Source organism: Ornithinimicrobium cerasi (assembly GCF_003702705.1).
Lineage (GTDB): Bacteria > Actinomycetota > Actinomycetes > Actinomycetales > Dermatophilaceae > Ornithinicoccus > Ornithinicoccus cerasi.
The window spans coordinates 124,795-149,698 of record NZ_QZMN01000010.1 but is presented as its reverse complement, the minus strand read 5'-3'; the positions used below and the strand labels follow the sequence as shown (position 1 = coordinate 149,698).

18 protein-coding genes and 2 pseudogenes are annotated in these 24,904 nt (G+C 71.7%); 11 read left to right on the top strand and 9 right to left on the bottom strand.

Features of this window, described 5'->3' with window-relative positions:
• Positions 1 to 316: 316 nt before the first annotated feature.
• From D4B81_RS12935 to D4B81_RS19315, 3 genes and pseudogenes are all read left to right on the top strand, one after another.
• Complete coding sequence (locus D4B81_RS12935) at positions 317 to 823, top strand: acyltransferase (protein ID WP_122263015.1); 507 nt, start codon at positions 317 to 319, stop codon at positions 821 to 823.
• Positions 820 to 2,076: an O-antigen ligase family protein gene (locus D4B81_RS12930; RefSeq protein ID WP_122263014.1), complete on the top strand. Its 1,257-nt coding sequence runs from the start codon at positions 820 to 822 to the stop codon at positions 2,074 to 2,076. Before D4B81_RS12935 ends, D4B81_RS12930 begins: the two co-directional genes overlap by 4 nt.
• A gap of 45 nt (positions 2,077 to 2,121) precedes the next feature.
• Positions 2,122 to 2,234: pseudogene (locus D4B81_RS19315) on the top strand (acyltransferase); the annotation flags it as partial.
• Positions 2,235 to 2,303: 69 nt separating this feature from the next.
• Here D4B81_RS19315 and D4B81_RS12920 read toward each other — a convergent pair.
• Complete coding sequence (locus tag D4B81_RS12920) at positions 2,304 to 3,230, bottom strand: NAD-dependent epimerase/dehydratase family protein (protein WP_122263013.1); 927 nt, start codon at positions 3,228 to 3,230, stop codon at positions 2,304 to 2,306.
• 228 nt (positions 3,231 to 3,458) lie between these two features.
• Between D4B81_RS12920 and D4B81_RS12915 the strand changes: the two are divergent.
• From D4B81_RS12915 to D4B81_RS12900, 4 genes and pseudogenes are all read left to right on the top strand, one after another.
• Positions 3,459 to 3,669: pseudogene (locus D4B81_RS12915) on the top strand (transposase); the annotation flags it as partial.
• Between the two features lie 253 nt (positions 3,670 to 3,922).
• The gene (locus D4B81_RS12910; RefSeq protein WP_122263012.1) at positions 3,923 to 5,341 is read left to right on the top strand and encodes a tyrosine-protein kinase domain-containing protein; all 1,419 of its coding nucleotides are present in this window, start codon (positions 3,923 to 3,925) and stop codon (positions 5,339 to 5,341) included.
• A 1-nt stretch (position 5,342) separates the two neighbouring features.
• The gene (locus tag D4B81_RS12905) at positions 5,343 to 6,233 is read left to right on the top strand and encodes a hypothetical protein (protein ID WP_122263011.1); all 891 of its coding nucleotides are present in this window, start codon (positions 5,343 to 5,345) and stop codon (positions 6,231 to 6,233) included.
• Positions 6,233 to 7,063, top strand: coding sequence for a hypothetical protein (locus D4B81_RS12900; RefSeq protein WP_122263010.1), 831 nt, complete (start codon positions 6,233 to 6,235; stop codon positions 7,061 to 7,063). Before D4B81_RS12905 ends, D4B81_RS12900 begins: the two co-directional genes overlap by 1 nt.
• Positions 7,064 to 7,075: 12 nt before the next feature.
• On the opposite strand, the gene D4B81_RS12895 is transcribed toward D4B81_RS12900, so the two are convergent.
• On the bottom strand, positions 7,076 to 7,459 hold the full coding sequence (locus D4B81_RS12895) for a hypothetical protein (RefSeq protein ID WP_161965158.1): 384 nt from the start codon (positions 7,457 to 7,459) through the stop codon (positions 7,076 to 7,078).
• 156 nt (positions 7,460 to 7,615) lie between these two features.
• Here D4B81_RS12895 and D4B81_RS12890 point away from each other — a divergent pair, with 156 nt between their 5' ends.
• Positions 7,616 to 12,490, top strand: coding sequence for an nSTAND1 domain-containing NTPase (locus tag D4B81_RS12890; protein WP_122263008.1), 4,875 nt, complete (start codon positions 7,616 to 7,618; stop codon positions 12,488 to 12,490).
• Between the two features lie 4 nt (positions 12,491 to 12,494).
• Here the strand turns inward: D4B81_RS12890 and D4B81_RS12885 are convergent, their stop codons facing one another.
• From D4B81_RS12885 to D4B81_RS12855, 7 genes are all read right to left on the bottom strand, one after another.
• The gene (locus D4B81_RS12885) at positions 12,495 to 13,715 is read right to left on the bottom strand and encodes a phenylacetate--CoA ligase family protein (RefSeq protein ID WP_122263007.1); all 1,221 of its coding nucleotides are present in this window, start codon (positions 13,713 to 13,715) and stop codon (positions 12,495 to 12,497) included.
• Positions 13,716 to 13,747: 32 nt separating this feature from the next.
• Positions 13,748 to 14,602 (bottom strand): ABC transporter ATP-binding protein, encoded by an 855-nt coding sequence (locus tag D4B81_RS12880; RefSeq protein WP_474100189.1) that lies wholly within the window; start codon positions 14,600 to 14,602, stop codon positions 13,748 to 13,750.
• A complete protein-coding gene (locus D4B81_RS12875; RefSeq protein ID WP_122263006.1) occupies positions 14,599 to 15,807 on the bottom strand; it encodes an ABC transporter substrate-binding protein in 1,209 nt (402 codons plus the stop codon). The genes D4B81_RS12880 and D4B81_RS12875 overlap by 4 nt, the downstream gene beginning before the upstream one ends.
• 79 nt (positions 15,808 to 15,886) lie before the next feature.
• Positions 15,887 to 16,957: a branched-chain amino acid ABC transporter permease gene (locus D4B81_RS12870; RefSeq protein WP_122263005.1), complete on the bottom strand. Its 1,071-nt coding sequence runs from the start codon at positions 16,955 to 16,957 to the stop codon at positions 15,887 to 15,889.
• A 7-nt stretch (positions 16,958 to 16,964) separates the two neighbouring features.
• Positions 16,965 to 17,837, bottom strand: coding sequence for a branched-chain amino acid ABC transporter permease (locus tag D4B81_RS12865; protein WP_122263004.1), 873 nt, complete (start codon positions 17,835 to 17,837; stop codon positions 16,965 to 16,967).
• A gap of 19 nt (positions 17,838 to 17,856) precedes the next feature.
• The gene (locus tag D4B81_RS12860) at positions 17,857 to 19,875 is read right to left on the bottom strand and encodes an AMP-binding protein (RefSeq protein WP_237565983.1); all 2,019 of its coding nucleotides are present in this window, start codon (positions 19,873 to 19,875) and stop codon (positions 17,857 to 17,859) included.
• The gene (locus D4B81_RS12855) at positions 19,868 to 20,779 is read right to left on the bottom strand and encodes an ABC transporter ATP-binding protein (protein ID WP_202613687.1); all 912 of its coding nucleotides are present in this window, start codon (positions 20,777 to 20,779) and stop codon (positions 19,868 to 19,870) included. The genes D4B81_RS12860 and D4B81_RS12855 overlap by 8 nt, the downstream gene beginning before the upstream one ends.
• 244 nt (positions 20,780 to 21,023) lie before the next feature.
• On the opposite strand from D4B81_RS12855, the gene D4B81_RS12850 reads away from it, so the two are divergent.
• From D4B81_RS12850 to D4B81_RS12840, 3 genes are all read left to right on the top strand, one after another.
• A complete protein-coding gene (locus D4B81_RS12850) occupies positions 21,024 to 21,800 on the top strand; it encodes an IclR family transcriptional regulator (RefSeq protein ID WP_122263003.1) in 777 nt (258 codons plus the stop codon).
• Positions 21,793 to 23,634 (top strand): acetate--CoA ligase, encoded by a 1,842-nt coding sequence (locus tag D4B81_RS12845; RefSeq protein WP_122263002.1) that lies wholly within the window; start codon positions 21,793 to 21,795, stop codon positions 23,632 to 23,634. Before D4B81_RS12850 ends, D4B81_RS12845 begins: the two co-directional genes overlap by 8 nt.
• Before the next feature lie 157 nt (positions 23,635 to 23,791).
• On the top strand, positions 23,792 to 24,724 hold the full coding sequence (locus D4B81_RS12840) for a hypothetical protein (RefSeq protein WP_122263001.1): 933 nt from the start codon (positions 23,792 to 23,794) through the stop codon (positions 24,722 to 24,724).
• The last annotated feature ends 180 nt before the right edge of the window (positions 24,725 to 24,904 follow it).

Sequence of the window (24,904 nt, the reverse complement as noted above, 5' to 3'; positions counted from 1 at the left end):
CCGTAAGAACCCGGTCCTCACCGAGGTCGGATCCAACTAACCGAGCCTCCACGAAACCCGGGGCGATTCAGTGTCCACTCGAACGCAGGTGCAGAAGATGGGCCGGTTTCTCGAGGGTCTCCGTGGCGGCGACTGATTCGACTGCATCGGCGCCACCGGGGGGGCGTTCCATAGACGCACGGTCGGTCACGGATAGAGTCGGCGGGTAGGGTGCGGGGCCATGAGATTTGACGCACGAGGCCGCCCGTCGCAACTCACCGCTCGGGCCGCGACGGCGGTTGATCGACTGCTCGCCGCCGCAGAACGCGCCCGTCGCATGGTCCGCGGATACGCCACCGTCGGCCGGTTTGCCTCCCACGGTGACCACTTCGAGTTCGACCCGGACGGCACCTACTCCTACGACACCATCCACGTCGGGCACCACGTCAACCTCGGCACCGGCCCGACCCTGCTGGCGACCCGCTCCACTATCAGGATCGGCGACCACGTCATGTTCGGCCCCGGTGTCACCATCCGCGGCGGCAATCACCGTTTCGACTTGGTCGGGCGCTACATCGACACTGTCAGCGATGCCGAGAAGCGGCCCGAGGACGACCCCGGCGTGGTCATCGAGGACGACGTGTGGGTCGGGGGGAACGCGACCATCCTCGGGGGCGTCACAGTCGGGCGAGGGTCCGTCATCGGCGCGTCTGCCGTGGTGACGAAAGACGTGCCGTCCTACAGCATCGTCGGGGGAAACCCGGCCAAGGTGATCCGCAATAGGTTCACCCCGAACCAGGTGACCGAGCATGAGGCAGCGATCGGAAGAGCGACACGTCGGTGAAGGCTAAGAGCGACGTGAGAAGCCAGAGCAAGGCCGCCGGTGCCGCTGCCGACCTCCAATCGGTGACTCTCGCGATCCTCGCGGCGGTGGCTGTGACCAACCCGAACTTCGGGTTGCGCACCGGGGCAGCTGTCGGGGCTGTGCTGCTCGTGACTCGCTTGGGGTCGTTGCGGCTATCCCGGTCCGAGGGCTATGTGAGCCTGTACGCGCTCATGACCTTGTGCTCGTTGACGTGGGCGGTGTTCGACGGGTGGGTCGGCCTCATCAACGTGGTGGCCTGCGCGGTGCTGTACCTGGCGGTGCGGGCAGTCGTCCGCCGCCGACGGGACGTGCTGATGGTCACGGCAGGCCTCGTCGCCGGGGCCGTTTTCGGTGTTGCCCGCATGGTCGTGGGCCAAGGCGCGGACGTCCGGTGGACCTACGAGGCTGAGGTCGCCCGGGTCGCGCTGGGTGACGTTAACTTCAACTTCACCGCGTACGGCTTCGCCACCGCCGCGGCGATGATGACGGTGTTCTTCTACGGGGCCACGTGGAAGCGGGCGGCGTTCGTGCTCATGGCCATGGTGAGTGCCACCCTGTACGTGGGCGTCCTGCTGAACGGCACTCGTGGAGCGTTGTTGAGCCTGGGTGCCCTAGCCGTGTGGCTGTTCCTGGGCCGGTTTCACCAGGTCTTGTTCCCCTGGGTCATCGGTCTATTCTTGGTGGCCAGTCTTGTCTTGGCCACCGGGTGGGCGGACGGGGCGATCCGGAACGTCGCCTCCAGTGGTGCACTTGGGCGGGAGGCCGGGGACCTGAACGGCCGGCTGACGATCTGGCCCCTCGCCCGAGAGTTCATCACCGAACGACCCGTCCTCGGCTACGGCGTCGACGTGTTCAAGGGGTTGAGCCCAGCCCGGTTCGACGCGCACAACTGGGTCCTCGACGTGGCCGTCGCCTTCGGCGCGGCCGGGCTGGCCCTGTTCACAAGGGCCTTATACCTGGCGGTGGTGGTCGAGCCACGCGCCTGGGCGCACCCGAGGCGGGTCAGCGTAGTCGGTGCATGGGTTGTGGTGACCGGCCCGATACTGCTGTCAGGGTTCTGGTTCCAGTCGCCCGTGCTGTGGTTAAGCCTGGCCGTGATCTCCTGCCTCCCCGCTATGCAGGTGCGGCTCGACGGGTCAGAAGCCCCAGGCAAGGCTCAGGCTGGCATCCCGGCCGGCGTAGCCACCAAGGATGTCGCTGTCCCGAGGCGCCATGAACCGCCCTGGGTGTAGTAGAGACTCCTGACCTTGCGAACGAGGATGGAGTCATGGTCCGGCGGAGTCACGGTCGGGCGAGGTTCGGTGATCGCTGCATCGGCCGTAGTCACCAAGGACGTGCCCGCTACAGCATTGTCGGAGGTTGCCCGGCGAGAGTCATCGGTCAACGGTTCCGGACGAGATCTCGCAGAACGAAGCCATGCTCGGGTTATCACGCACCGCCCCCGGCGAGTACGTCCGACTCAGGCCAGTGTACGGAACCAGTCCAGCGTCTCCTCCAGCCCCGCCTCGAGCTCTACGGCGGTGACGTCCGGGAAAAGCGAGCGCAGGGTGGCGTTGTCGGCCATCGAGTGCGGCACGTCGCCATGCCGCGGGTCGCGGTGGCGTACGTCGGGCGTGATCCCGCTGAGTGCGGTGAGCTGCTCGATGAGGTCGAGCAGCGAAGTGTTCGTGCCGAAGGCCAAGTTGACCGGTTCCGGGTGCGAGACGCGCCGCTCGGAGGCGTCGAGGAGGACGTGGCAGACCGTCTCGACGTAGGTGAAGTCGCGGGAGTTCGAGCCGTCGCCGTTGACCCAGACGGGCTCGCCCTTCATCATCGCGTCGATCCAGGTGGGGATGACCGCCGCGTAGACGTGACCGGCGCGCTGGCCGGGGCCGTAGACGTTGAAGAAGCGGAAGGCCAGCGAGTCGAAGCCGTACGACTGCTGGAACGCCAGCGCGTACTGCTCTGTGGCGAGCTTGCTCACGGCGTACGGGCTCATCGGGCGGGTCCACTCGCGTTCACCCTTCGGCAGGGCCGGGTTCATGCCATAGACCGAGCTGGACGACGCGCACATCACGTGGTTGACGTCGGCCCGACGGGCTTGATCGAGCACGGTGAGGGTGCCGGTGGCGTTGGCCTGGTGGCTGCGCAGCGGGTCCTCGATGCTGCGAGGCACGCTGCCGAGAGCACCCAGGTGGACGATCGAGTCGACGCCCTTCATCGCGGAGGCGACGGCGTCCTCGTCGAGGATCGACGCCTCGCGGAAGTCGACGTCGAGGGCGTCGATGTTGTCGGCATAGCCGGTCGACAGGTCGTCGATTACCCGGACCTCGTGACCCTTGCCGAGTGCCAGGCGCGCGAGGTTGTGGCCGATGAAGCCGGCACCGCCGGTGATGAGAATGTGCAAGGTAGGTCCTTGAGTCAGAGACGCAGGTCGGAGTCGGCCTTGGGGAGGAGCGACTTGAGGTCGTACAGGACGTGGGAGTCAGGAGCGCCGAAGGCGCGGATCCCCTCGGCGCCCAGCGTCCGGAACTGCTCGTGGGCGACGGTCAGGATGATACCTGCGTATGCGCCCGCGTCCGGCTCGGCGACCGGGGACGATGCTGTACTCGTGCTTCGAGTCGTCGGCGTCGACCCAAGGCAGCGCGGGTCGAACGAGAACCAACGGGCTGCTGCGCGACTACTTCCCCAAGGGGACCGACCTCGGCATCCATACCCTCGAGCACCTGCTCGCCGTCGAGGAAGAGCTGAACAACCGCCCCCGGATGATCCTCGACGACCGCACGCCGCACCAGCTGCTCACCGCGCTGCTAGCCTCCCAAGGTCCGCCGGTGTTGCGACGTTGAGTGGAACCCACCCCGTCGGAACCTGAAGACTTTGCAGCCGCCGCTGACATTCCTGCTGGGCGACCTGGGACCGTAGACAAGTCCAAGTCTTCCCTGCTCAGGGAGCACTTCGGCGCTTCTCCACGCCGATCACACCGCCACCCCGTGAACGATCCGGGCTAGGCGGCCCCCGACCCCTTCGCCGGTTGGGAATGCTGCCCGGTCCGGTACGTTGGGCATCGTTTGACCGACCGCCCCCGATCACAGGACTCCTATGGAACTGACTGACTATCTGCGCATCGTCCGGCGCAGCTGGCGGCTCGTCGCCGCTGTCGTGCTGGCGACGATCGCGGCCGCGGCTCTACTCACAGCGATGACTCCGCGCGACTACCGGGCCGAGGCAGATCTGTACGTCTCGATCACTGGCGGGGAAAGCGTGTCTGACCTGGTCCAGGGTGGGTCCTTCACGCAACGCCAGGTAGCGACATACGCGGACATCGTCACGACCCCTGTTGTCTTGAGCCCGGTAGTCGAAGAACTACAACTGACCGAGTCGGTCAACGCGTTGGCTGGGCGGGTGACTGCGACAGTGCCTCCCAACACCGTGCTCATCAACGTCTCGGTAGTTGACGCTGACCCGTCACAGGCTGCCAGCATCGCCAACGCGGTCGCTACGCAGTTCATGGAGACGATCCAGGAGCTCGAGCAGACGTCAGCCGGGGCTGAGAGTCCGGTCAAGGCGACGGTCGTCCGGCCTGCGACCGCACCGCTGGGCCCGGTCAGCCCCGATCCACTGCGCAACATAGCCCTGGCTACAGTGCTTGGCCTCCTGCTCGGCCTCGGCCTCGGCATTCTGCGGGACCTGCTGGACACTCGCGTGCGCGGTGAGGGAGACCTGGCACGCGTGACGGAGGAACCCGTACTGGGCGCCATCGCACACGACAACGACGCCACAAGTCACCCGCTCGTCATGGACATCGACCCGCACAGCCAACGGGCGGAGGCGTTCCGCACGCTGCGGACGAACCTCCAGTTCGCCGGTCCGGACACGGCGTCGAGCGTCATCGTGGTCACGTCGTCGATCCCCGGCGAGGGGAAGAGCACGACGACGGCAAACCTGGCCCTCACCCTGGCCGCCTCGGAGCACAGCGTCTGCCTGGTCGAAGGTGACCTGCGCCGACCGCGGCTGCTCGAATATCTCGGTCTGGAGAACGCCGCAGGGCTCACCGACGTCCTGATCGACCGCGCCGACCTCGAGGATGTCCTCCAGCCGCACGCGCGCAACCTCCGCGTCCTGGGCAGCGGCATGATCCCCCCCAACCCGAGCGAGCTCCTGGGGTCGCACTCCATGCGCCACCTCGTCGGGCAGCTGCGGGAGAACTTCGACTACGTCATCATCGACTCCCCGCCGCTTATCCCGGTGACCGACGCCGCGGTGCTGTCGAGCGTGGCCGACGGTGTGCTCGTCGTCGTGGGTGCCGGCATGGTCAAGCGCGACCAGCTGGAGCGGGTGCTCGGCTCGCTCAACAAGGTGGGCGCCAACGTGCTCGGGATGGTGCTCAACCGGTTGCCGATGAAGGGCCCGGACGCCTACAGCTACGAGTACCAAACGTACGAGGCCGACCCCGTCGGCAAGCGGGCGGAGCCGACCCGGGCCCGCCGCAAGGACCAGTCGGGTGTGAAGGGCTACTGAGGTGCAGGTCCCGTCGGAGCGCGCGCAGAACGGCCTGCTCGTCGCGCTGGCAGGGTTGGCGGTCGCAGCGTCTGCCTTCGCGTTCTGGAGCGTGAACCGCCCCCCGAGCTCGGCCGACGTCTCCGACGGCACGACGACCGCAGCCGCGTCTATCCCCCAGCCCACCACCGACACAAGACGTCCAGACAGCGCGGGTGTCACGACGACGGCTCCCGCGACATCGGAGCCGACCACCGATACGTCGGATCCGACCGAGACCGATGCTTCCCCCACACCCACAGCGGCGCCCCCCGTCCTGCCCACGGTCGCCGGCTGGCTCGAGGCCCTCGGCGACGACGACGCCCACCTGCTGGTGCTGGGCGACGGCTACAGCAACATGCCTTCGCAGTGGGTGCAGCTGTGGGGCCGGCTCGAGGGCCGCGAGCGACCCGTCCAGATCCACCACTGGGGCGAGGCCGCGGACCGCACGTTCAACGACCCGATCGAGCTGTCCGACGTCGACGGCCCTGAGCTGACCATCTGGAGCGCCAGCCGCGCCGGGGCCACCGTGGACTCCGCGGTGCAGCGCTACGACCGGTTCGTCGGAGAGGCTGACGACGTGGACGCGGTCCTCGTCACTCTCGGGCTGAGCAGCACCTTCGAGGACGTGCCCGGCTCGCTCGACGCGCTCGTGGGCGCGATCGACGACGACCTCCCGGTCCTGGTGACCGTCGGCCCGGCCGGCCTGTTCAACCGCGGCGTCAGCGACGCCATCGCGGACTGGGCAGACGAGAACGACGACCGGGTGTCGCTCGTCGACCTGCGGGGCGAGGCCCCCGATCTCGCCAACGCGGAGCAGTGGGCCACCGCCTTTGGTCGTGCGCTCGACGAGGCTGGCACAATCACCCCTTAGTGCTCACCACCACCCGAATCCAGGACATCCTGCTCGCGATCCTCTGCGTGATCGCGGTCGGGCTGTCCGTCCTCGCCTTCCGCACGGTCAACTCCGGCGGCGCGACCGCGACGCCGCCGACCACGCCCGGCGCCACCGCCACCTTCGGCGCCCCCGACGCCCCGACGGACGACGCGGAGACCACCGAGCAGCCCGACGACGCTGCCACCACCACGACCACCACCGGCGCCCAGGCCGACGACGCGTCCGTCGAGGGATGGATCGAGGCGTGGTCCGGCCCGGACGCCGACCTGCTCGTCGTCGGTGACGGTTACAGCGCGCTCCCCGAGCAGTGGGTCCAGCTGTGGGCCGGCGGGGAGGGGACCGACCGCCCCGTGACGATCCGCACCTGGAACCCCACGTCGGACAACGGCTTCGCGGACCCGGTGCGGCTCTCGGAGGGTGAGGGACCGGCCCTGCGCGTCTGGAACGCCAGCAGGCCGGAGAGCACCGTCGCCGACGCGGCCGAGCGCTTCGCCCGTTTCGACGACGCCTCCACGGACGCGGACGCGGTGCTCGTCAGCCTCGGTCAGGCGGACGCCGCGGAGGAGGTCGCCGACGAGCTCGACACCCTGCTCACCGAGGTCGGTGACCTGCCGGTGCTGGTGGTCGTGGGCCCCGACAACCTCTACGACGACGGTGTGACCGACGCCATCGGCGGCTGGGCGCAGGACAACAGCGACCGGGTGGCGCTCGTCGACCTCAGCGACGGGCTGGGGACCCAGCCCACCGCGGACGAGTGGGCCCAAGCGTTCGCCCAGGCGCTCGACGAGGGGTCGTCCGCCGACTGAGCGCTGCGGCCCTCACCGGTCCCGCGGTGCCACCTGCTTCTCCGCGGGCGCCTCGGTCCGTGGGCGGGACGCGATCTCGGGCCAGCCGATGTCGAACCCGTCCACCCGACGCAGGTCCGTCGCCGTGCGGAGGAGGGGTCCGTCGGCCACCGTCCTCGTCAGCGACGAGGGCGGCACGTCCAGCCCGGCGGTCGGGTAGGTCTGCCGCACCGCGTGGAGCTGGGCCGAGGCGGCCGCGGCACGACCGGCGGCGTCGAGCCTGACCTGCTCCGGGGCTCGGTCCGGTGCCCCGTCGACGGTGGCCGTGCCGCCCCCGCACCCGCCGAGCGCGAGGGCGGCGAGCAGCGGGACCAGCAGCCGGCCGGCGGTGGTGCGAGGCGATCGTGGGTGTCTCATGGTCATGTCCTTCCGGTGCCGGGGAGCCGGGGTGGCCCCCTCCACGACCACCGTCAGGTCCGGCGGTATCGACTCGTGAGCGACGCGGTATCAGTCCGTCATCAACGCCCGCTCGCGGCCTTGTGCAGGTCCCAGGGCAGGAGGACCATCGCTGACATGACCGGCATCACCGTGCTGGGTCCCGTCGGTGTGGAGGACGGGGGGCCCGCCCCCTCGCCGCGGGACCGCGTGGTGCTCTCCGTCCTCGTCACCCGCCTCGGGCACGAGGTCTCCTCGGACACGCTCGCCGAGGCGCTGTGGGGCGAACACCCGCCGGCGTCCGCGGTCAAGGTGGTGCAGGGGTGCGTCGGGCGGCTGCGGCGACGCCTGGGCGACGCGGCGATCCTCACCGTCCCGGGCGGCTACCGGCTCGTGGTCCCGGCGGACGACGTGGACGCGGGACGCTTCGAGCGGCTCGTGCACCGGGCCCGGGACCTGCTCGCGATCGGCCACGCCGATCAGGCCGCGTATGCCGTCGACGAGGCCCTCAGCCTGTGGCGCGGTCAACCGCTCGGGGAGCTGGACGACTGGACCCCCGGCCGCGGGGAGGCGCAGCGGCTCGTCGAGCTCCGACGGCAGGCCGAGGAGCTGCGCCTCGACGCCCTGCTCGCGTCGGGACGTCACGCGGAGGTGCTGCCGGAGGTGACGCTGCGGGTGCGGGAGGAGCCGCTGAGGGAGCACCGGTGGGCGCTGCTCGCCCGGGCGCAGTACCAGTCCGGGAGACAGGCCGACGCCCTGGCGACGCTCCGCCGCGCCGGCGACGTCCTCGTCGCCGAGCTGGGTCTGGACCGCAGCCCCGAGCTCGTCGAGCTCGAACGGGCCATGCTGCAGCAGGACCCGGCGCTGGACGTCGCCGCCGTCGGCGCACCACCGGCGGTCTGCCCCTGGCCCGGGCTGGCCGCCTACGACGTCGAGGACACCGACGCTTTCTTCGGCCGGGACGCCGAGCTCACCGAGTGCCTCCAGCGCCTCGACCGGGCCGGTGTCCTCGCCCTGGTCGGACCATCCGGGTCCGGCAAGTCCTCCCTGGTGCGGGCCGGGCTCGCCGCCCGCCTGCGCCACCAGGGGCGTGGCGTCGAGGTGATCACCCCCGGCCCCCACCCGACGGGAACGCCGTCGGCGGCCACGGCGGGGGTGGCGCCGGGGACGGTCCTCGTCGTCGACCAGTGCGAGGAGATCTTCGCCGCGACCGTGCCGCCCGAGGTGCGGGCGGGTTTCCTCGGCAGCGTGGTCGGGCACGCCTCTCACGGTCCGGTGCTGATCACCCTGCGGGCCGACCGCCTCGGGGACCTCTCGGCCTACCCCCCGATGGCGCGGCTGGTCGAGGACGGGCTCTACCTCCTCAAGGACATGACGACGGACGGGCTGCGCGAGGCCATCGAGCAGCCCGCCCGGCAGGCCGGGCTGATCCTCGAGCAGGGCCTCGTCGACCTGCTGACCCGCGACGTCGAGGGCGAGCCGGGCTCCCTCCCGCTGCTCGCGCACGCCCTGCGCCAGACCTGGGAACGGCGTGAGGGCATCACGCTCACCGTCGACGGATACCGGGCCTCCGGCGGCATCCGTGGAGCCGTCGCCCAGTCGGCCGAGCGGGTCTACGAGGCCGCCACCCCGCAGCAGCGGCACACGCTGCGCGAGCTGCTGCTGCGGATGGTGCAACCCGGTCGTGACGGCACCCCCGTGCTCACCAGCCTGGCCCGGGGCGCCGTGGCCGACGAGGAGCACCGCGCCCTCGTCGAGCAGCTCGTGCGGGCCCGGCTGGTGACCGCCGGGGCGGACCGGCTGGAGATCGCCCACGAGGCTCTGGCCCGCGCGTGGCCGCGCCTGCAGTCCTGGCTCGCCGACGACGTCGAGGGCGAGCGCATCCGGCACCACCTCGCCTCCAGCGCCGAGGCCTGGGACGCCATGGGGCGGCCGGACAGCGAGCTCTACCGCGGGGCCCGCCTCGAGGCCGCCCGGGAGTGGCGCGACACCGGCACCCACCGTCTCGGCAGCGTCGAGGACGCCTTCCTCGACGCGAGCGAGGCGGCCCACCGGACGGAGTTCGCGCGGGTCGAGGACGAGGCCCGACGGCAGGGTCGCGCGAACCGCCGGCTGCGGGTGCTGGTCACCGCGGCCCTCGTCCTGGCTCTCGCCGCGGCCGGCTTCGGCACGGCGGCGCGGCTGCAGTGGCGCGCCGCGCAGGACTCCCAGGCGGTGGCCACCTCCGAGGCCGCCCGTGCCCGCGCCAACGAGCTCTCCGCGTCCGCCCTCGCCGCGCTCGACCAGGACCCTCCGCTGGCCAAGGCGCTCGCGGTGCTCGGTGCCGAGGTCGCCCCACCCAGCCTGCAGTCGAGCGGCGCCCTTCACAGCAGCCTCGCCGCCGACAGCATCGTCGCGCGGGTGAGCATGAACCACTTCACCAACCGCCTCGCCGCCGTTCTCTCCCCCGACGGGTCCCGCATCGCCATGACGGGCGAGAGCAGGGGCGAGCCCGCTCTCGCCCTGGAGGTGCACGACGCCCTCACCGGCGACCTGGTCTGGGAGTGGGTGCGCCCGGACACACCGGGGCACGAGTCGGCCTTCATGGCCGGCGCCGTCTACTCCCCCGACGGGTCGCTTCTCGTGAGCGGCGTCGTCTGGCAGCCGTGGCACTGGATGCGGGTGGGAGGCCCCGTCGAGGACGCTCCCCCGCCACCGGAGGACCTGGTCGGCCTCCACGTCCGGGACGGCTCCACGCACGAGCGACTGCGGGTCCTCGACGTCGGCCCGTGCGGCGGCTGGCCCCTCGCCGTGGGCGGAGGTGTCGCCCTCGTGCGCACCCTCACCGTCCCTCCCGGCACCGACGAGGACGAGCGGCGGCGGGTGCTGGACGGGTGCCTGTGGGACGAGGGGGAGGTCGCCAACTCCGTCGTCGACCTGGAGACCGGGAAGGAGCGCCTGCTCGGGCGCACCCACGCGGACATGACCTGGTCGATCGGCGCCGCCCTCAGCGACGACGGCTCGGTCGCGGCGGTCCACCAGGGGTCAGGGTCGACGGGCTATGCCCTGGTCGTGGACCCGGCCACCGGGGAGGAGCTCACGCGCGTCCCCGCCGTTCTGCCGCACGACCTCGACCCCACCGGGGAGCACCTCCTGGTGCTCGACGTCGCCAACGTGACGTCCGCGTGGAAGGTGGTCTCGGTGGCCGACGGGAGCGTGGTCGCCGCGTTCGCCGGCCATCAGGCCATCTCCTCCTACGGTGCCTTCGGTCCCGACGGGTCCACGGTGCTCACCAGCGCGGCGGACAACGCCGTGGTGGAGTGGGACGCCCGGTCCGGCGCGGTGCTGCGCCGCTACCCCGCCGCCGGCAGCGGCCGTCCCTCGGCGGGCGGGGAGGGCAGGATCGTCGTGCCGCGCTCGCCGACCTACGGCGCGGTCGTCCTCGACGAGCGGCCCTCGAGCGAGGGATGGTCGCTCCCCTCCTGCGGCGGCAACGGCTGGGCCGACCAGTTCCGGGTCGCCGGCGACCACGTCGTCGTCGGCCGGGAGTGCGGCTTCCCCGAGGTCGGGCAGGTGCAGGCCGTGACCCTGGGCGGCACCGACCTGCGCGGGTGGGAGGACGTCAACTGGACGGCGGCGTTCGAGACCTCCCCCGACGACCGCCTGCTGGTCTCCCAGCTGGGGCGTCTCGACGAGGAGGCGGGGCACGTCCTCGTCGGCGCCCTCGAGCTGCGCGACATCGCCACCGGGGAGGTCACCCTCACCCTGGAGGGTCTGTGCGAGCACCCCCGAGGCCGTCCGGAGGAGGCGGGGTGCCCGCTGCCACCGGAAGCACCGTTCGCCCTCGACGCCCACCGGGTGCGCTGGTCGCCGGACGGCCGGTGGGTCGCGGCCGCCGACCCCCACCACGGTGCGGTCGCGGTCTGGGACGCGTCGACCGGGGCCGTCGTCACCACCCTGCTGACGCAGGGGTCTCCCGGGCAGGAGGCGTACGGCGCACCGCGCGAGCTGCTGTTCTCCCCCACCTCCGACCGGCTCGTCGTCTCGACCACCGGCGGTCACCTCGTGGCCTTCGGGACGGGTGACTGGACGCTGGTCACCTCCGCCCCCCTCGACGTCCAGGGCTCCGGGACCGCCGGCACCCTCGGGTATGCCGCGGACGGCTCGCTGGTTGTCGTCACCCCCTACCGCGACACCACCCCGCCCACGTCGGTGCTCCTCGTCGACCCGGTGACCCTGCTGAGCCGGACGGTGTGGACCAACGTCACCCAGGACTCCGTGCGCGCGGCGGACGTCTCCCCCGACGGCACCCGGCTGGCCCTGGGCACCAGCGACGGTGCGGTGCGGATCTGGGACCTGACGACCGGCACCCTCGTCGACCAGGCGTCACCCGGGCCGGGCAGCGTCGAGGGCGTGCAGTGGCTGGACGACCGTGACCTCCTGGTGATGAGCAACCTCGGCGACGTGGTGACGGTGACCACCGACCCCGACCGTCTCCTCGCCCTGGCCCGCGCCGCGCTCACCCGCGGGTTGACCGCGACCGAGTGCACGGCATACCGCGTCGAGCCGTGCCCGAGCCTGGCCGAGCTGCGCGGCGAGGCGTCGACCGTGCCGGTCGAGCTCCGGGGCAGGTATGCCGTGAGCTGGCCCCGCGCCGAGCTGGAGGAGGCCACGACCGCCTACTACGAGGAGGCGTTCGGGGCGCCGCTGGACGACCGCAGCCGCGCCGAGCTGTCCAGCCTGCTCGAGATCCAGACCGGCGACTACGTGCTGGAGCTGGGCCCCGCGAGCTACGTCATCACCCGTGGGGAGCACGGCGAGGAGTACTGCGCCGGGGCGGTGTCACGGGTGGACGGCCGCCCGGACCGGTTGCTGCTCGGGGCCGACCGGGGCTCGTGGTGCCTGGACTTCCACCTCGCGGAGGTCGGCTGGGAGCTCGACGGCGACCAGCTGCGGCTGCCCCGGGAGCACTTCCGCGGCCCCATGACCGACGCGGTGCTGTGGACGACGAAGCCGCTGACCCGCCTGCCCTGACGGGTCAGCTCCAGTCGCGCCGGTCCACCATCGCACCGTCCCCCTCGTCGAGCGACTCCACGACCTGCACCGCGACCCGGAACCGCAGGCCGCCCCGCACCCTCTCGGCCACCTCCTCGGCCAGGGTCGCCCCCGCCACCGACCCGTCCGGCACGACGAGGCAGGAGAGCTCGTCCTTGTGGTCCACCCGGTCGATGACGAACCGGTAGCCCGCCACCCCCGCCACGTCGTCCATCACCGACGAGACCTGCCGCGGGTGCAGGAACATCCCCTTGACCTTCACCGCCTGCCCCACCCGACCGAGCACGCCGCGCAGCCGCAGCGACCCGTCCGGCCCGAGGGTCCAGCCCGACAGGTCCCCGGTGCCGAACCGCACCAGCGGGTAGTCGCTGCGCAGCAGCGTCACGACGACCTCGCCCTCGGTCGCGTCCGTCACCGGCTCACCCGTGCCGATCGCGCACACCTGCACGTCGACGCCGTCGGCGAGCACGAGCCCGGCACCGGGCTCCTCGTCGGCCGGCTCCCAGGCGAGCAGCCCCGTCTCCCCCGTCCCGTAGGCCATCCGCACCTGCGGCACCCGCTCGGTCAGCAGCGCCCGCAGCGAGTCCGGCAGCGGCTCGGCCGTCACCAGGGCACGCGTCAGCCGCCAGCGGTCCGCGTCCAGACCCGCCGCGTCGAAGGCCTCGAGCAGCGCCTTGAGATAGGACGGCAGACCGGTGTATGCCGTGACGCCCAGGTCCGCGATCGCGCGCGCCTGCAGGTCCTGGTTGCCGATCCCCCCGGCCACCACCGCCGCCCCGACCGACCGCGCACCCTGCTCGAGCATCGCCCCGGCCGGGGAGAGGTGGTAGCCGAAGCAGTTGAGCACCACGTCGTCCGGGCCGACGCCGAGGTCGGCCAGCGCCTGCCCCCACCGCCAGTCCGCGCCCTCCAGCTGGGGCTCGTAGAGCGGGCCCGGCGACTGGAACCACCGCGCCACCACCGCGTCCGGGGCGAGCAGGCCGCCGTGCGGCGGGTCGGCGCGCTGGTCCTCGATCAGGTCGTCCTTGGACAGGAGCGGCAACCGGGACAGCCCGCCGGGACGACATACCTCATCGGGGGTCAGCCCCGCCCCGGCGAGCCGGGCGGCGAAGCCCGGCACCCGTCCGGCGGCCCGCGCCAGCACCTCGGTGAGCGCGGGCGCCAGCGTCTCCTCACGCGCCCGGAGGGCAGCCTCGATCGACATGGGTCACTCCTTGGGTCGGTATGGCGTGCGGGCTACAGCCAGCGCTTGCGCCGCTTGTAGTGCTTGACGTCGCGGTAGCTCTTGCGACCGCCCTCCTCGCCGAGGCCCAGGTAGAACTCCTTGACGTCCGGGTTCTCCCGCAGCTCGGCCGCGTCGCCCTCGAGCACGATCCGGCCCTGCTCCATGATGTAGCCGTGGTCGGCGATCTCGAGGGCCCGCCGGGCGTTCTGCTCGATGACGAGGACGGTCAGACCGGTCTCGGTGTTGAGCCGCTTGATGTAGCCGAAGATCTCCTGGACGAGCAACGGGGCCAGGCCCAGTGACGGCTCGTCCAGCATCAGCAGGCGGGGGCGGGACATCAGCGCCCGCCCGATCGCCAGCATCTGCTGCTCGCCCCCGGAGAGGTAGCCGGCGATCCGCGCCCGCATGTCGGCCAGCTTGGGGAAGAACTCGTAGACCTTCTCCAGGTCCTCGGCCGACTCCTTGCCCGAACGGGTGTAGGCGCCGGCGACGAGGTTCTCCGCCACGCTGAGGTGCTCGAAGACGTGCCGACCCTCCATGCACAGGCTCATCCCGCGGGTCACCCGGTCGGAGGCGTCCACGCGCGTGATGTCCTCACCCGAGAAGTGGATCGTCCCGTCGGTGACCTCGCCGTGCTCGCTGGGCAGGAGGCCCGAGACGGCCTTCAGGGTCGTCGACTTGCCGGCGCCGTTGGAGCCGAGCAGCGCCACGATCTTGCCCTCCGGCACCTCCAGGGACAGGCCCCGCAGCACCAGGATCACGTCGTCGTAGATGACCTCGACGTTGTTGAGCGTGAGCATGGCGGCCGCCCCGGCCCCGGCGGGGACGGGCTGACCCGTCCCCGCCGGGGCTGCAGCGGTGCTCATGGCGTCGCGCCCGCCTCGACCTCGACCATCTGGCCACCCTCGGCCATGTAGACGCCGGTGCTCGTGGAACCGCGGTGGCTCTCGGCGGAGAACTCGACGGTGCCGTCGCCGACGACGCCGCCGGTGTCGATGGGGCCCATGGTCTCCAGGGACTCGCGGATCATCGCGCCGGTGAGCTCCTCGCCGTCGTTGTTCTCGATGGCGTGCCGGATGCCCTCGGCCATGACGTGCATGACGTACCAGCCCTGCACCCAGGAGGTGCCGACGTCTGCGGCGTCGATGCCCTCGGCCTCGATGTACTCGGTGATGACCCCGTGGCCCTCCTTCTCCGCGGCCAGCGGCGCGAAGGGCTGGACGAGGATGTGACCCTCGGCCACCTCCTCGCCGGCCGTGGTGATGAAGAGCTCGTTGGCGCACCAGTTGAGGCAGACGATCTTCATGTCCAGGTTCTGGTCGGCGATGTCCCGGGCGACGAGCGCGGCGGGGCTGGCGACGTTCTGGATGACGATGTACTTCGCGCCCTGGCTCTGCGCCTGGGAGAGCAGACCGACGTAGTTCTGCTGGCCGCCGGGCATCGGGTAGGCCTGGTAGCCCAGTCCGAGGCCCTGCTCCTCGATCCACGCCTCGCCGTCGGCGACGGGGGCCTGGCCGAACGGGCTGTCGTTGTGGAAGACCGCCACCTCGGCCTCGCCGCCGGCGTCCTCGGCGATCCAGTTGAGCGCGACGCGCATCTGGTCGGAGTAGGTCGGGGCGACGACGAAGTTGTACGGCGCCTCCTCGGGGTCCGTCAGGCTCTCGGCAAACGAGCCGGACATGAAGGGCAGCTCGTCGCTCGCCACCCGGGAGGAGAGCGCCTCGGTGTCCCCGGTGCCCCAGCCCTGGATCGCCACGACACCGTCGTTGACGTACTGGCGGTAGAGGTCCTCGGCCTGCGGGACCTCGTAGGCGTAGTCGTTGGAGTCGGCCTCGATCTGCCGGCCGTCGATGCCGCCCTCGGCGTTGAGGTGCTCGATGTAGGCGAGCATGCCCTGGTTGTAGGGCGTGCCGACGTCGCCGGTGGCGCCGGAGAGGTCGGCGATGATGCCGATGTTGATCGGGGCGGCGTCGTCGCCGCCGCCTCCGCCGTCAGCCCCGCCGCAGGCCGACAGGCCGAGCGTGAGGGCGGCGAGGGAGGCGACGAGGGCGCCGCGTCGGGTGCGGATCATGTGCTTCTCCTTGGGATGGTGGTGCGGGTATGTCGTGTGCTGGGTGGGTGGGTCGTGCCGGGTGGTGCGTTGGGGTGGGTCAGTAGCGGAAGGGCCAGAAGCGGAAGAACTCCTTGATGCGCTCCCACAGCCGGTTGAGCCCTCGAGGTTCGATGATGAGGAAGAGGATGATGACCAGGCCGAAGGTGGCGTTCTGCACGGCGGGGAGCTGGTCGCCCAGGAACGGCACGACCGAGTCGAGCGCGTTGGCGACGTTGCGGATGACGACCGGCAGCAGGGTCATGAAGATCGCGCCGTAGACCGACCCGGCGATGCTGCCCAGACCGCCGACGATGATCATCGCCAGGTAGAGGATCGAGACCTCCAGGGTGAACTTCTCCCAGGACACGACCTCGCTGTAGTGCGCGGTGAGCGCACCGGCGAGGCCGACGAAGCCGGAGGAGACGGCGAAGGCGGTGAGCTTGGCCCGGGTGAGGTTGACGCCGATCGCCTCGGCGGCGATGTCCTGGTCGCGGACCGCCATGAACGAGCGGCCCAGCCCGGTGCGGAAGAGGTTGCGGCCGGCCATCACCGCGAGGATCGCGAGGATGGCGAGGATGACGTACCACTGCCGCTCGAAGACGTCCCGCCCGCCGACCTGGAAGCCGAGGAAGGAGAACCGCTCGACGTTGATGTAGCCGAGCCCGCCGGTGAGGAAGTCGCCGATGTCCCGGCGGATGAGGAACTCGATGATCTGCTGGCTGGCGAGGGTCGCGATCGCCAGGTAGAGGCCCTTGAGCCGCAGCCCCGGGAGCCCGAAGAAGGTGCCGATCACCGCGGTGAAGACCACCGCGAAGGCGATCGACAGCGGTGTGGGCAGGCCCATCCGGTCGGAGAGGATCACCGAGGTGTAGGCGCCGACCGCGAGGAAGCCGCCCTGGCCCAGGGAGATCTGTCCGGTGTAGCCGACGAGGATGTTCAGCCCGACGGCGCCGATGACGGCGATGAGGATCGTGTTGGCGATCGACATCCAGTAGTTGTCGAGCACGAACGGCACGACGACGAGCAGGACGCCCATCAGGGCGAGGCGGACGTACTCCGCCCGGGTCGCCCGCAGCCGCAGCTCGGAGACGTAGGAACGGTGGTGGATCCCGGTGGCGGTCATGGCCATGGCCTGGTCACACCCTCTCGATGCGGGTCTCGCCGAAGAGACCGTAGGGCTTGACCAGCAGGATCAGGACGAGCACGACGTAGGGGACGACGGTGGCCAGGCCGGGCTCCCAGTAGACAGCCGTCCCCTGCTTGAGGAGGCCGATGATGATGCCGCCGACGATGGTGCCGGGCACCGAGTCGAGACCGCCGAGGATGACGACGGGGAAGACCAGCAGGCCGAACGCCGCGAGGTTCTGGTCGACCGCGGAGATGTCGGCGAGCAGCACGCCGGCGATGAGGGCGCTGACCCCGGCCAGCGCCCAGGCCATCGCGAAGATGCGGCGCACCGAGATGCCCATCGTCATCGCCGCCTGCTGGTCGTCGGCGACGGCGCGCATGGCGATGCCGTGCCGGGACCGGCGGAAGAAGATCGTGAACGCGGTGAGCACCACGGCCGCGACGACGATGACCAGCAACCGGTTGAGCGGCACGGTCGCACCGAGGATGTCGACCGAGCCGGTCGGCAGGATCTTGGGCATCGGCTTGACGCTGGTGCCGTAGAACATCTGCACCAGGGCCCGCAGCAGCGAGGACAGCCCGATCGTGACCATGATGATGCTGATCGGGCTCTCCCCGATCATCGGCCTCAGGATCAGCCGCTCGACCAGCACGCCGATGACCGTGGCCACGACCACGCCGACCACGACGGCGAGCAGCAATGGCAGCCGCAGCACGACGAAGGCCGTGTAGAACATGTAGGCGCCCACGAGCAGGAACTCGCCCTGGGCGAAGTTGATGACGGACGTCGCCTTGTAGATCAGCACGAATCCGAGCGCGGCGAGCGCCAGGATCGCGCCGTCGGCCAGCCCGTAGGCCAGCATGCTCACGAACTGACTCATCGCGTCACGTTCCTGTCGCTCATCGGCGTCCGCTCCAGACAGGTCGGCGAGCCCGCCCTTGCGGGATCTCGTAGGTGGTCAGGTCGAAGATGCGCAGCTGCAGCTCGCGGACGACGGAGCTGCCGTCCTGGTAGGTCACCCGGCTGCTGATCCGGGCCGCGTCGTCGCCGGCGCGCAGGGCGGCGATGATGTCGGCGTAGCGCTCGTCGATGACGTTGCGCCGGACCTTGCGGGTGCGGGTGATCTCGTCGTCGTCGGGGTCCAGCTGCTTGTGCAGCAGCACGAACCGGCGCACCCGGATCGCCTCGGGCAGGTCCTCGTTGGCGCGGGTGATCTCCTCGGCGAGCAGGTCGTAGACCTCCTCCTTCTGCGCGAGGTCGGAGTAGGTCGTGTAGCTCAGCCGCTCGTGCTCGGCCCACGACCCGACGGTCCCGGGGTCGATCGTGATCATCGCCGTCATCCCCTCGCCCGACGTCCGCGGGCCGAAGGTCACGGCCTCCTCGACGTAGGGGCTGAACTTCAGCTTGTTCTCGATGAACGCGCTGGAGTAGCGGCTGCCGTCGGGCGCGGTGAGGACGTCCTTCTGGCGGTCGATGACGACCAGGTGGCCCTTCTCGTCGACGTAGCCGGCGTCGCCGGTGTGCAGCCAGCCGTCCGGGTCGACCGTCTTCGCGGTCTCCTCCGGCTGCTTGTGGTAGCCGCGGAAGACCGAGGGCGACCGCAGGAGGATCTCGCCCTCGTCGCTGATCCGCAGGTCGGTGCCGGGGATCGGGGTGCCGACGGTGTTGAAGGCGATGTCGTCGTCGCGGTGCACCACCGCGATGCCGCAGATCTCGGTCTGGCCGTAGATCTGCTTGAGGTTGACGCCGATCGCGTGGAAGAAGCGGAAGACGTCGGGGCCCAGCGGCGCACCGCCGGTGTAGGCGCGGCGCACGCGGGCCAGGCCGAGCTGGTCGCGCACCGGGCGGGTCGAGACCGCGTCCGCCACCCAGGTCAGAGGGGTCGTGCCCCCGCCCTTGCCCGTGGTGCGCGCCTGCGCGGCCCGGTCGCCCACGTCATACCCCCAGCCGAAGACCTTGCGCTTGAGCCAGCCGGCCTCGTCGATGCGCACCTGGACCTCGGAGAGCATCGACTCCCAGATCCGCGGCGGGGAGAACATCACGTCCGGGCCGATCTCGCGCAGGTCCGAGCGCTGGGTCGACGCGTCCTCGGGGAAGCTGAGCGTCAGGCCGCGGGAGAGGCCGATGGCGACGGCGAGCATCTGCTCGCCGATCCACGCGAAGGGCAGGAACGAGACGTAGCGGAACGAGGCGTCGGCCGGGTCGATCTCGGTGAGGTGGTCGGCCATCGCGAGCAGGTTGGCGTGCGAGAGCTCGCCGAGCTTGGGCTTGGACGTCGTGCCGGACGTCGTGCAGATGACGGCGATGTCCTCGGGGGAGCTCCGGGCGACCTGCTCGGCATACCAGCCGGGGTGCTGCTCGGCGCGCTCGCGCCCGACCCGCTCGACCTCGGTGAAGTCCACCAGCCACGGGTCGTCGTAGGACTCCAGGCCGTGGGGGTCGTAGTAGACGACCCGCTCGACGAGGAGGTCGGGGACGCTCTCGCGCAGCTTGAGCAGCTTGTCCACCTGCTCCTGGTCCTCGACGACGACGACGCGGGCGCGGGACGTCGCGAGGATGTGCTCCAGCTCCTCGCCGATCGAGGTCGGGTAGATGCCGACGACGGCCGCGCCGATGCTCTGGGCGGCGAGCTCGGCGATGAGCCACTCCGGGCGGTTGTCACCGAGGACGGCGACGATCTCGCCGCGCTGCACGCCATACCCCGAGAGACCGTGCGCGAAGTCCTCGACGCGGCGGCGGTACTCCGCCCAGGTGAGGGGCTGCCAGATGCCGTAGAGCTTCTCCTGCATCGCGACCCCGTCGGGGCGCTGCGTGGCCAGGTGCTCCAGGAGGCGGGGGAAGGTCTGCGCGGCGCTGGGGCCTGCGCCCGGGGCGGTGGCGTCGGTGCGGTTCGCCAGCCGGGTGCGACGCTCAGCCACGGCTCTCCTCCTCGGTCAGCCGCTGCATGTGCTCGACGGCCTCGCGGACGTCGGCGTCCTCCTCCTCGGAGCCGAGGTAGGCCTCGATCACCGCGGGGTCGGCCTTGACCTCGTCGGGCGTGCCGTCGGCGATGAGCCGGCCGAAGTCCAGGACGCTGACCCGGTCGGAGATGTCCATGACGACGTTCATGTCGTGCTCGATGAGGACGACGGTGACGCCGGCGAGCTCGTGGACGTCGAGGATGTAGCGGGCCATGTCCTCCTTCTCCTCGGCGTTCATGCCGGCCATCGGCTCGTCGAGCAGGAGCAGGGCGGGCTGGATGCAGAGCGCCCGGCCGAGCTCGACCCGCTTCTGGATGCCGTAGGCGAGGGCGCCGACGGGCTTGCTGCGGTAGGCCTGCAGCTGGAGGAGGTCGATGACCTCCTCGACCAGCTGGCGGTGCTGGATCTCCTGGCGCCGGGCCGGGCCGAACCAGAGCATCGAGGCGAGGACGCTGTGGTTCATGTGGATGTGCCGGCCGAGCATGAGGTTCTCGAGCACGGTGAGGTGCGAGAACAGCTCGATGTTCTGGAAGCTGCGGGCCACGCGGAGGCGGGCGATGCGGTGGGGCGGCAGCTTGGTCAGGGTGGAGAGGGTGCGGGTGCCGTCGGCGGCCGCGGTGTGCAGGCGGATCTCGCCCTCCTGCGGGTGGTAGATCCCGCTGATGCAGTTGAGCATCGAGGACTTGCCGGCGCCGTTGGGGCCGATGATCGCGTGGACGTGGCCCTGGGTGACGGTGAAGCTGATGTCGGTGAGCGCCTTGACGCCGCCGAAGCGCAGCGAGACGGCGTCGACCTCGAGCAGCGGTTCGCCGTCGGGCAGGTGGCTGCCGTTGAGCGAGTGCTGGTAGGCACGTGTGAGCACGGGGGTCCTCTTCGGGTCGGCGGTGATCCAGGACGTCTGAGAGAGACGATAGGTTTTCACTATCTGAAAAGCAAGGGGGTCTAGCAGGAAAGTTCATGCAGATTCGGTCACGGTGACTCCGGATGGTGCACAATCAGGGTCAGATCGAGGCCGGGCCGCGCGGCAGCGGGGTGGATCGCTGTCGCCAGGACGACACCGGGCCACCCCGGTCGGGCCCCACGGACGTCGACGGAAGGAGGGTCGGATGCCGAACGGTGATGCTGCGCGCGGCGGGCTGGGCACCGTGCGCAACGCGGTCCAGCTGCTCGAGCTGCTGGCGCAGGGCCCGGCGTACCACCAGCTCACCGACCTCGCCGAGCGCTCCTCGATGTCGATCCCGACCGTCCACCGCCTGCTGCGCTCCCTGGTCCTGGCCGACCTCGCCGTCCAGGACCGCGCCACCTCCCGCTACGGCCTCGGCCCGGAGCTGAGCCGCCTCTCGCACCACTACCTCGGGCGGCTGCCCCTGCTCGGCGCCCTCTCCCCCTACCTCTCCCAGGTCCGCGACCAGGTGGGCGCGACCGTGCACGTCGAGGTGCTCGTCCGGGGCGAGGTCGTGTATGTCGATCGCGTCGACTCGGACGCCTCCGGCCCCTTCCGCGACAGCCACCGGGTGCACCCGGCGCTGTCCACGGCCGGCGGCCGGCTGCTCGCGGCCCGCTCCGACGAGGACGGCTGGGCCCTGGCCCTGGCTGCCGCGGGCGAGGAGGACCGGGCCGACGCCGAGGCGTCCCGGGAGGAGTGGCGGGGCGCCGAGTGGCTGGCCCACCGCCCCTCCGACCGCACGGTCCCGGCCGAGGTCGCCGTCCCGGTGCTCGACGCGGCCGGCGCGGCCGTCGGCGCCCTCGCGGCCGACCTGACCGGGACGGCCGGCGGGACTCCCGACCCGGCCGGCCGCGGGGGCGAGGAGCGCGCGGCGGAGGTGGCGGCATACCTGGGGAGGGCGGCGAAGGCCGCCGGGAGGACGCTCGGACATGGCTGAGCGCGTGACCCCGCTCCCGCCCGACCCGCGCTGGGCCGACGTCGCGGCGCGGATGCACCTGCTGACCGGGCCGACCGCGCTCTGGGGCGAGGGCGGGCACGGCGGGCGGTGGCTGCCCGGGGCCACGCTCAACCTGTCCGTCACCTGCCTGGACCGGCACCTCGCCGAGCGTGGGGACGCCGTCGCGATCCACTGGGAGGGCGAGCCCGGGGACCGTCGCGACCTGACCTACCGCGAGCTGCACGAGCAGGTCGTCACCCTCGCGCGGGCGCTGACCGCGATGGGCGTCGGGCCGGGCGACCGGGTCGGGCTGCACCTGGGCTGGCTGCCGGAGACCGTCGTCGCGATGCTCGCCTGCGCGCGGATCGGGGCGGTGCACAGCGTGCTGCCGTCGTCGCTGCCGCCGGGCCCGCTCGCCGACCGGCTCGGGCTGCTCGACCTGCAGGTGCTCTTCACCCAGGACGGCGCCTGGCGGCACGGCACGGTGCTGCCGCTCAAGGCCCGGGTCGACGACGCGCTGTCGGCCGTGGGCAGCGTGCAGCACACGATCGTGGTGCGGCGGACCGGGATGGACGTGGCGTGGTACGAGGGCGACCGCTGGTATCACGACGTCGTCGCGGCCGAGCCCAGGCCGGTGCGCGGGGAGAGCGGGCGGGCACGGCATACCCCGGAGCCGGTGGCGCTCGACGCGAGCCACCCGGTCGCCTCGGTGCCGATCGCCAACCGTGGCGGCCAGCCGGTGTCGGTGGTGCACGGGACCGCCTCGGTGCTGGCCAACGCGATCGCGGTGCACGGCCACCTGCGCACGGGCGGGCCGTTCTGGTGCGCGGGCGACATCGCCTGGGCGGTCACGCAGTTCCACGCGGTCTACGGGCCGCTGGCGTGGGGCGACGCGTCGGTGATGTACGAGGGGACGCTCGACGTGCCCCACCACCGGCGCGCGTGGGAGATCATCCGGCGCTACGGCGTGGAGACGCTGGTCACCAGCCCGTCGGTGATGCGCACCATCCGGGGGTGGTCGCGGGACATGCGCGAGCTGACCGCGGCGCCGTCGCTGCGGCGGATCGCGACGGCGGGCGAGCCGGTGGAGGACGAGCTCGGCGCGTGGATGCTCGAGGCGTTCGGGCGCGACCTCGAGGTGCTCGACGCCTGGGGGCAGCTCGAGCTCGGCGGCGTGGTCCGGGTGACCGGGCGGGCGCCCGGTGAGCGGGAGCCGATGCCGGACTGCGGCATGGAGGTCGTCGACCGCACGGGGAACGTCGTGGAGGACGGGGTCGCCGGCGAGGTCGTGCTGCGGCGGCCGTGGGCGGGCGTGATGGTCGGGGTGGACGGGTCGGACGAGCAGGACCACTGGGGGCACTGGGAGCGGCACCCGGGGGTGTACGCCACCGGGGACCTCGCGTCGCGGGCGGCGGACGGGACGGTGACCTTCCTCGGGCGGGCGGACGACGTGGTCTCGGTGTCGGGCCAGCTCGTGTCGCTGCGGGAGGTGCGGGAGGTGCTCGTCGACCACCCGTTCGTGGCCGCGGCGCGGGTGAGCGTGCGCAAGGACGTCGAGCTCGGGCGGGCGATCGTGGCGGCCGTGGTGCTGGCGGAGGACGTCGGGGGCGGCCCCGACCTCGACGCCGTCGCGGTCGAGCTGATGACGGCCGTCCGGGAGGACCTCGGCGGCCTCGCCCGGCCGCGGGCCGTGCTCGTGGTGGACCGCTTCGGCGAGGAGCTGGGCCGCGAGGCGTTCAGCCGTGCCATCGCCGCCCTCGCGACCCCCGACCGCGCCGGAACCCCGCGCCGGGTGACGTGGGAGCAGCTCGTCGCGGCCTCCGGCGAGGGCTGACGTCGACGTCCGGGGTGGCTGACTGTCGCCAGGGCAGCAGCACCCCACCCCAGGCCCCCTGTGGCCCCGTCGCTGGCGCCTCCTGCAGCGCCTCCTGCAGCGCCACCCCTGTGGACAAGTCCGACGGCGCGTCCTGAGGATCCGCGAGCGTGGCGGCATGAGGAACGTCACCACCCGACGCCAGGCCCTGGCCGACGGACTCACCGCCGCTGCGGTCCGCCACCTCCTCGCGACCGGCCGGTGGCAGCGCCTCTTCCCCGGGGTCTACCTCACGCACAGCGGCTCACCCACCTGGCGCGAGCGGCTCCTGGCCGCGACCCTCGCCCGGGGGGACGGGGCCGTGGCCAGTCTGGAGTGCGCCCTCGTCCTCTGGGGCCTCGGCGACCGTGAGCCGCAGATCCTCACGCTCGCCGAGCCGTGGGAGAAGCACCGCTCCGGTCGCCTCCCGGGCGTGCGCGTGCGGAGGAGACGACGGATGAGCACGGCGCGGCGCTACGGCATACCCGTGACCTCGGCCGCGCAGACGGTGCTGGATGTGCTGGCGCTGCCCGGGCGGACGCTCGACGACGACGTCGCCCTGGTCACCCGGGCCGTGAGCCGCGGGCACGTCACGGTCGGGTCGCTGCGGGCGGAGCTGCGCCACCATCCCCAGCACCCGCGCAGGTCCACCCTCGCCGAGGTGCTCACCGCGGCAGCGGAGGGATTCGAGAGCGTGGCCGAGGTCAGGTATGTCGATCGCGTCGAGCGTCCGCACGGCCTGCCCTCCATGGAGCGGCAGGTGCCCGTCGACGGGTCGGCCGCTGGTGGACGGGTGAGGCGCCTCGACTTCAAGGACCGCGAGCGTGGCATCGGGATGGAGATCGACGGCGAGCTCTACCACCGCGGTCGTCAGGTGCGGGATCGCGGTCGCGACCGGGAGGTCGCGGGCACCGGCGAGGTCACCCTGCGCGCCGGCTGGTTCGAGGTGACCGAGCGGCCCTGCGAGCTGGCGGTGGACGTGGCGCTGGTGCAGATCGCGCGGGGTTGGCAGGGACGACCGCGCGCCTGCGGACCGACCTGCCCGGTCGGGCGCCAGCCTCGGCTGCGGTGAGCGGTCGACGTTGCGGCAACTCGCTGCCGACGTGGGGACCGGGGTGGATCGGTGTCGCCAGGGCAGCAGCAGACCACCCCAGGCGTCGGCGTGCCGGTCGGGACCGGGGTGGATCGGTGTCGCCAGGGCAGCAGCAGACCACCCCAGGCGTCGGCGTGCCGGTCGGGACCGGGGTGGATC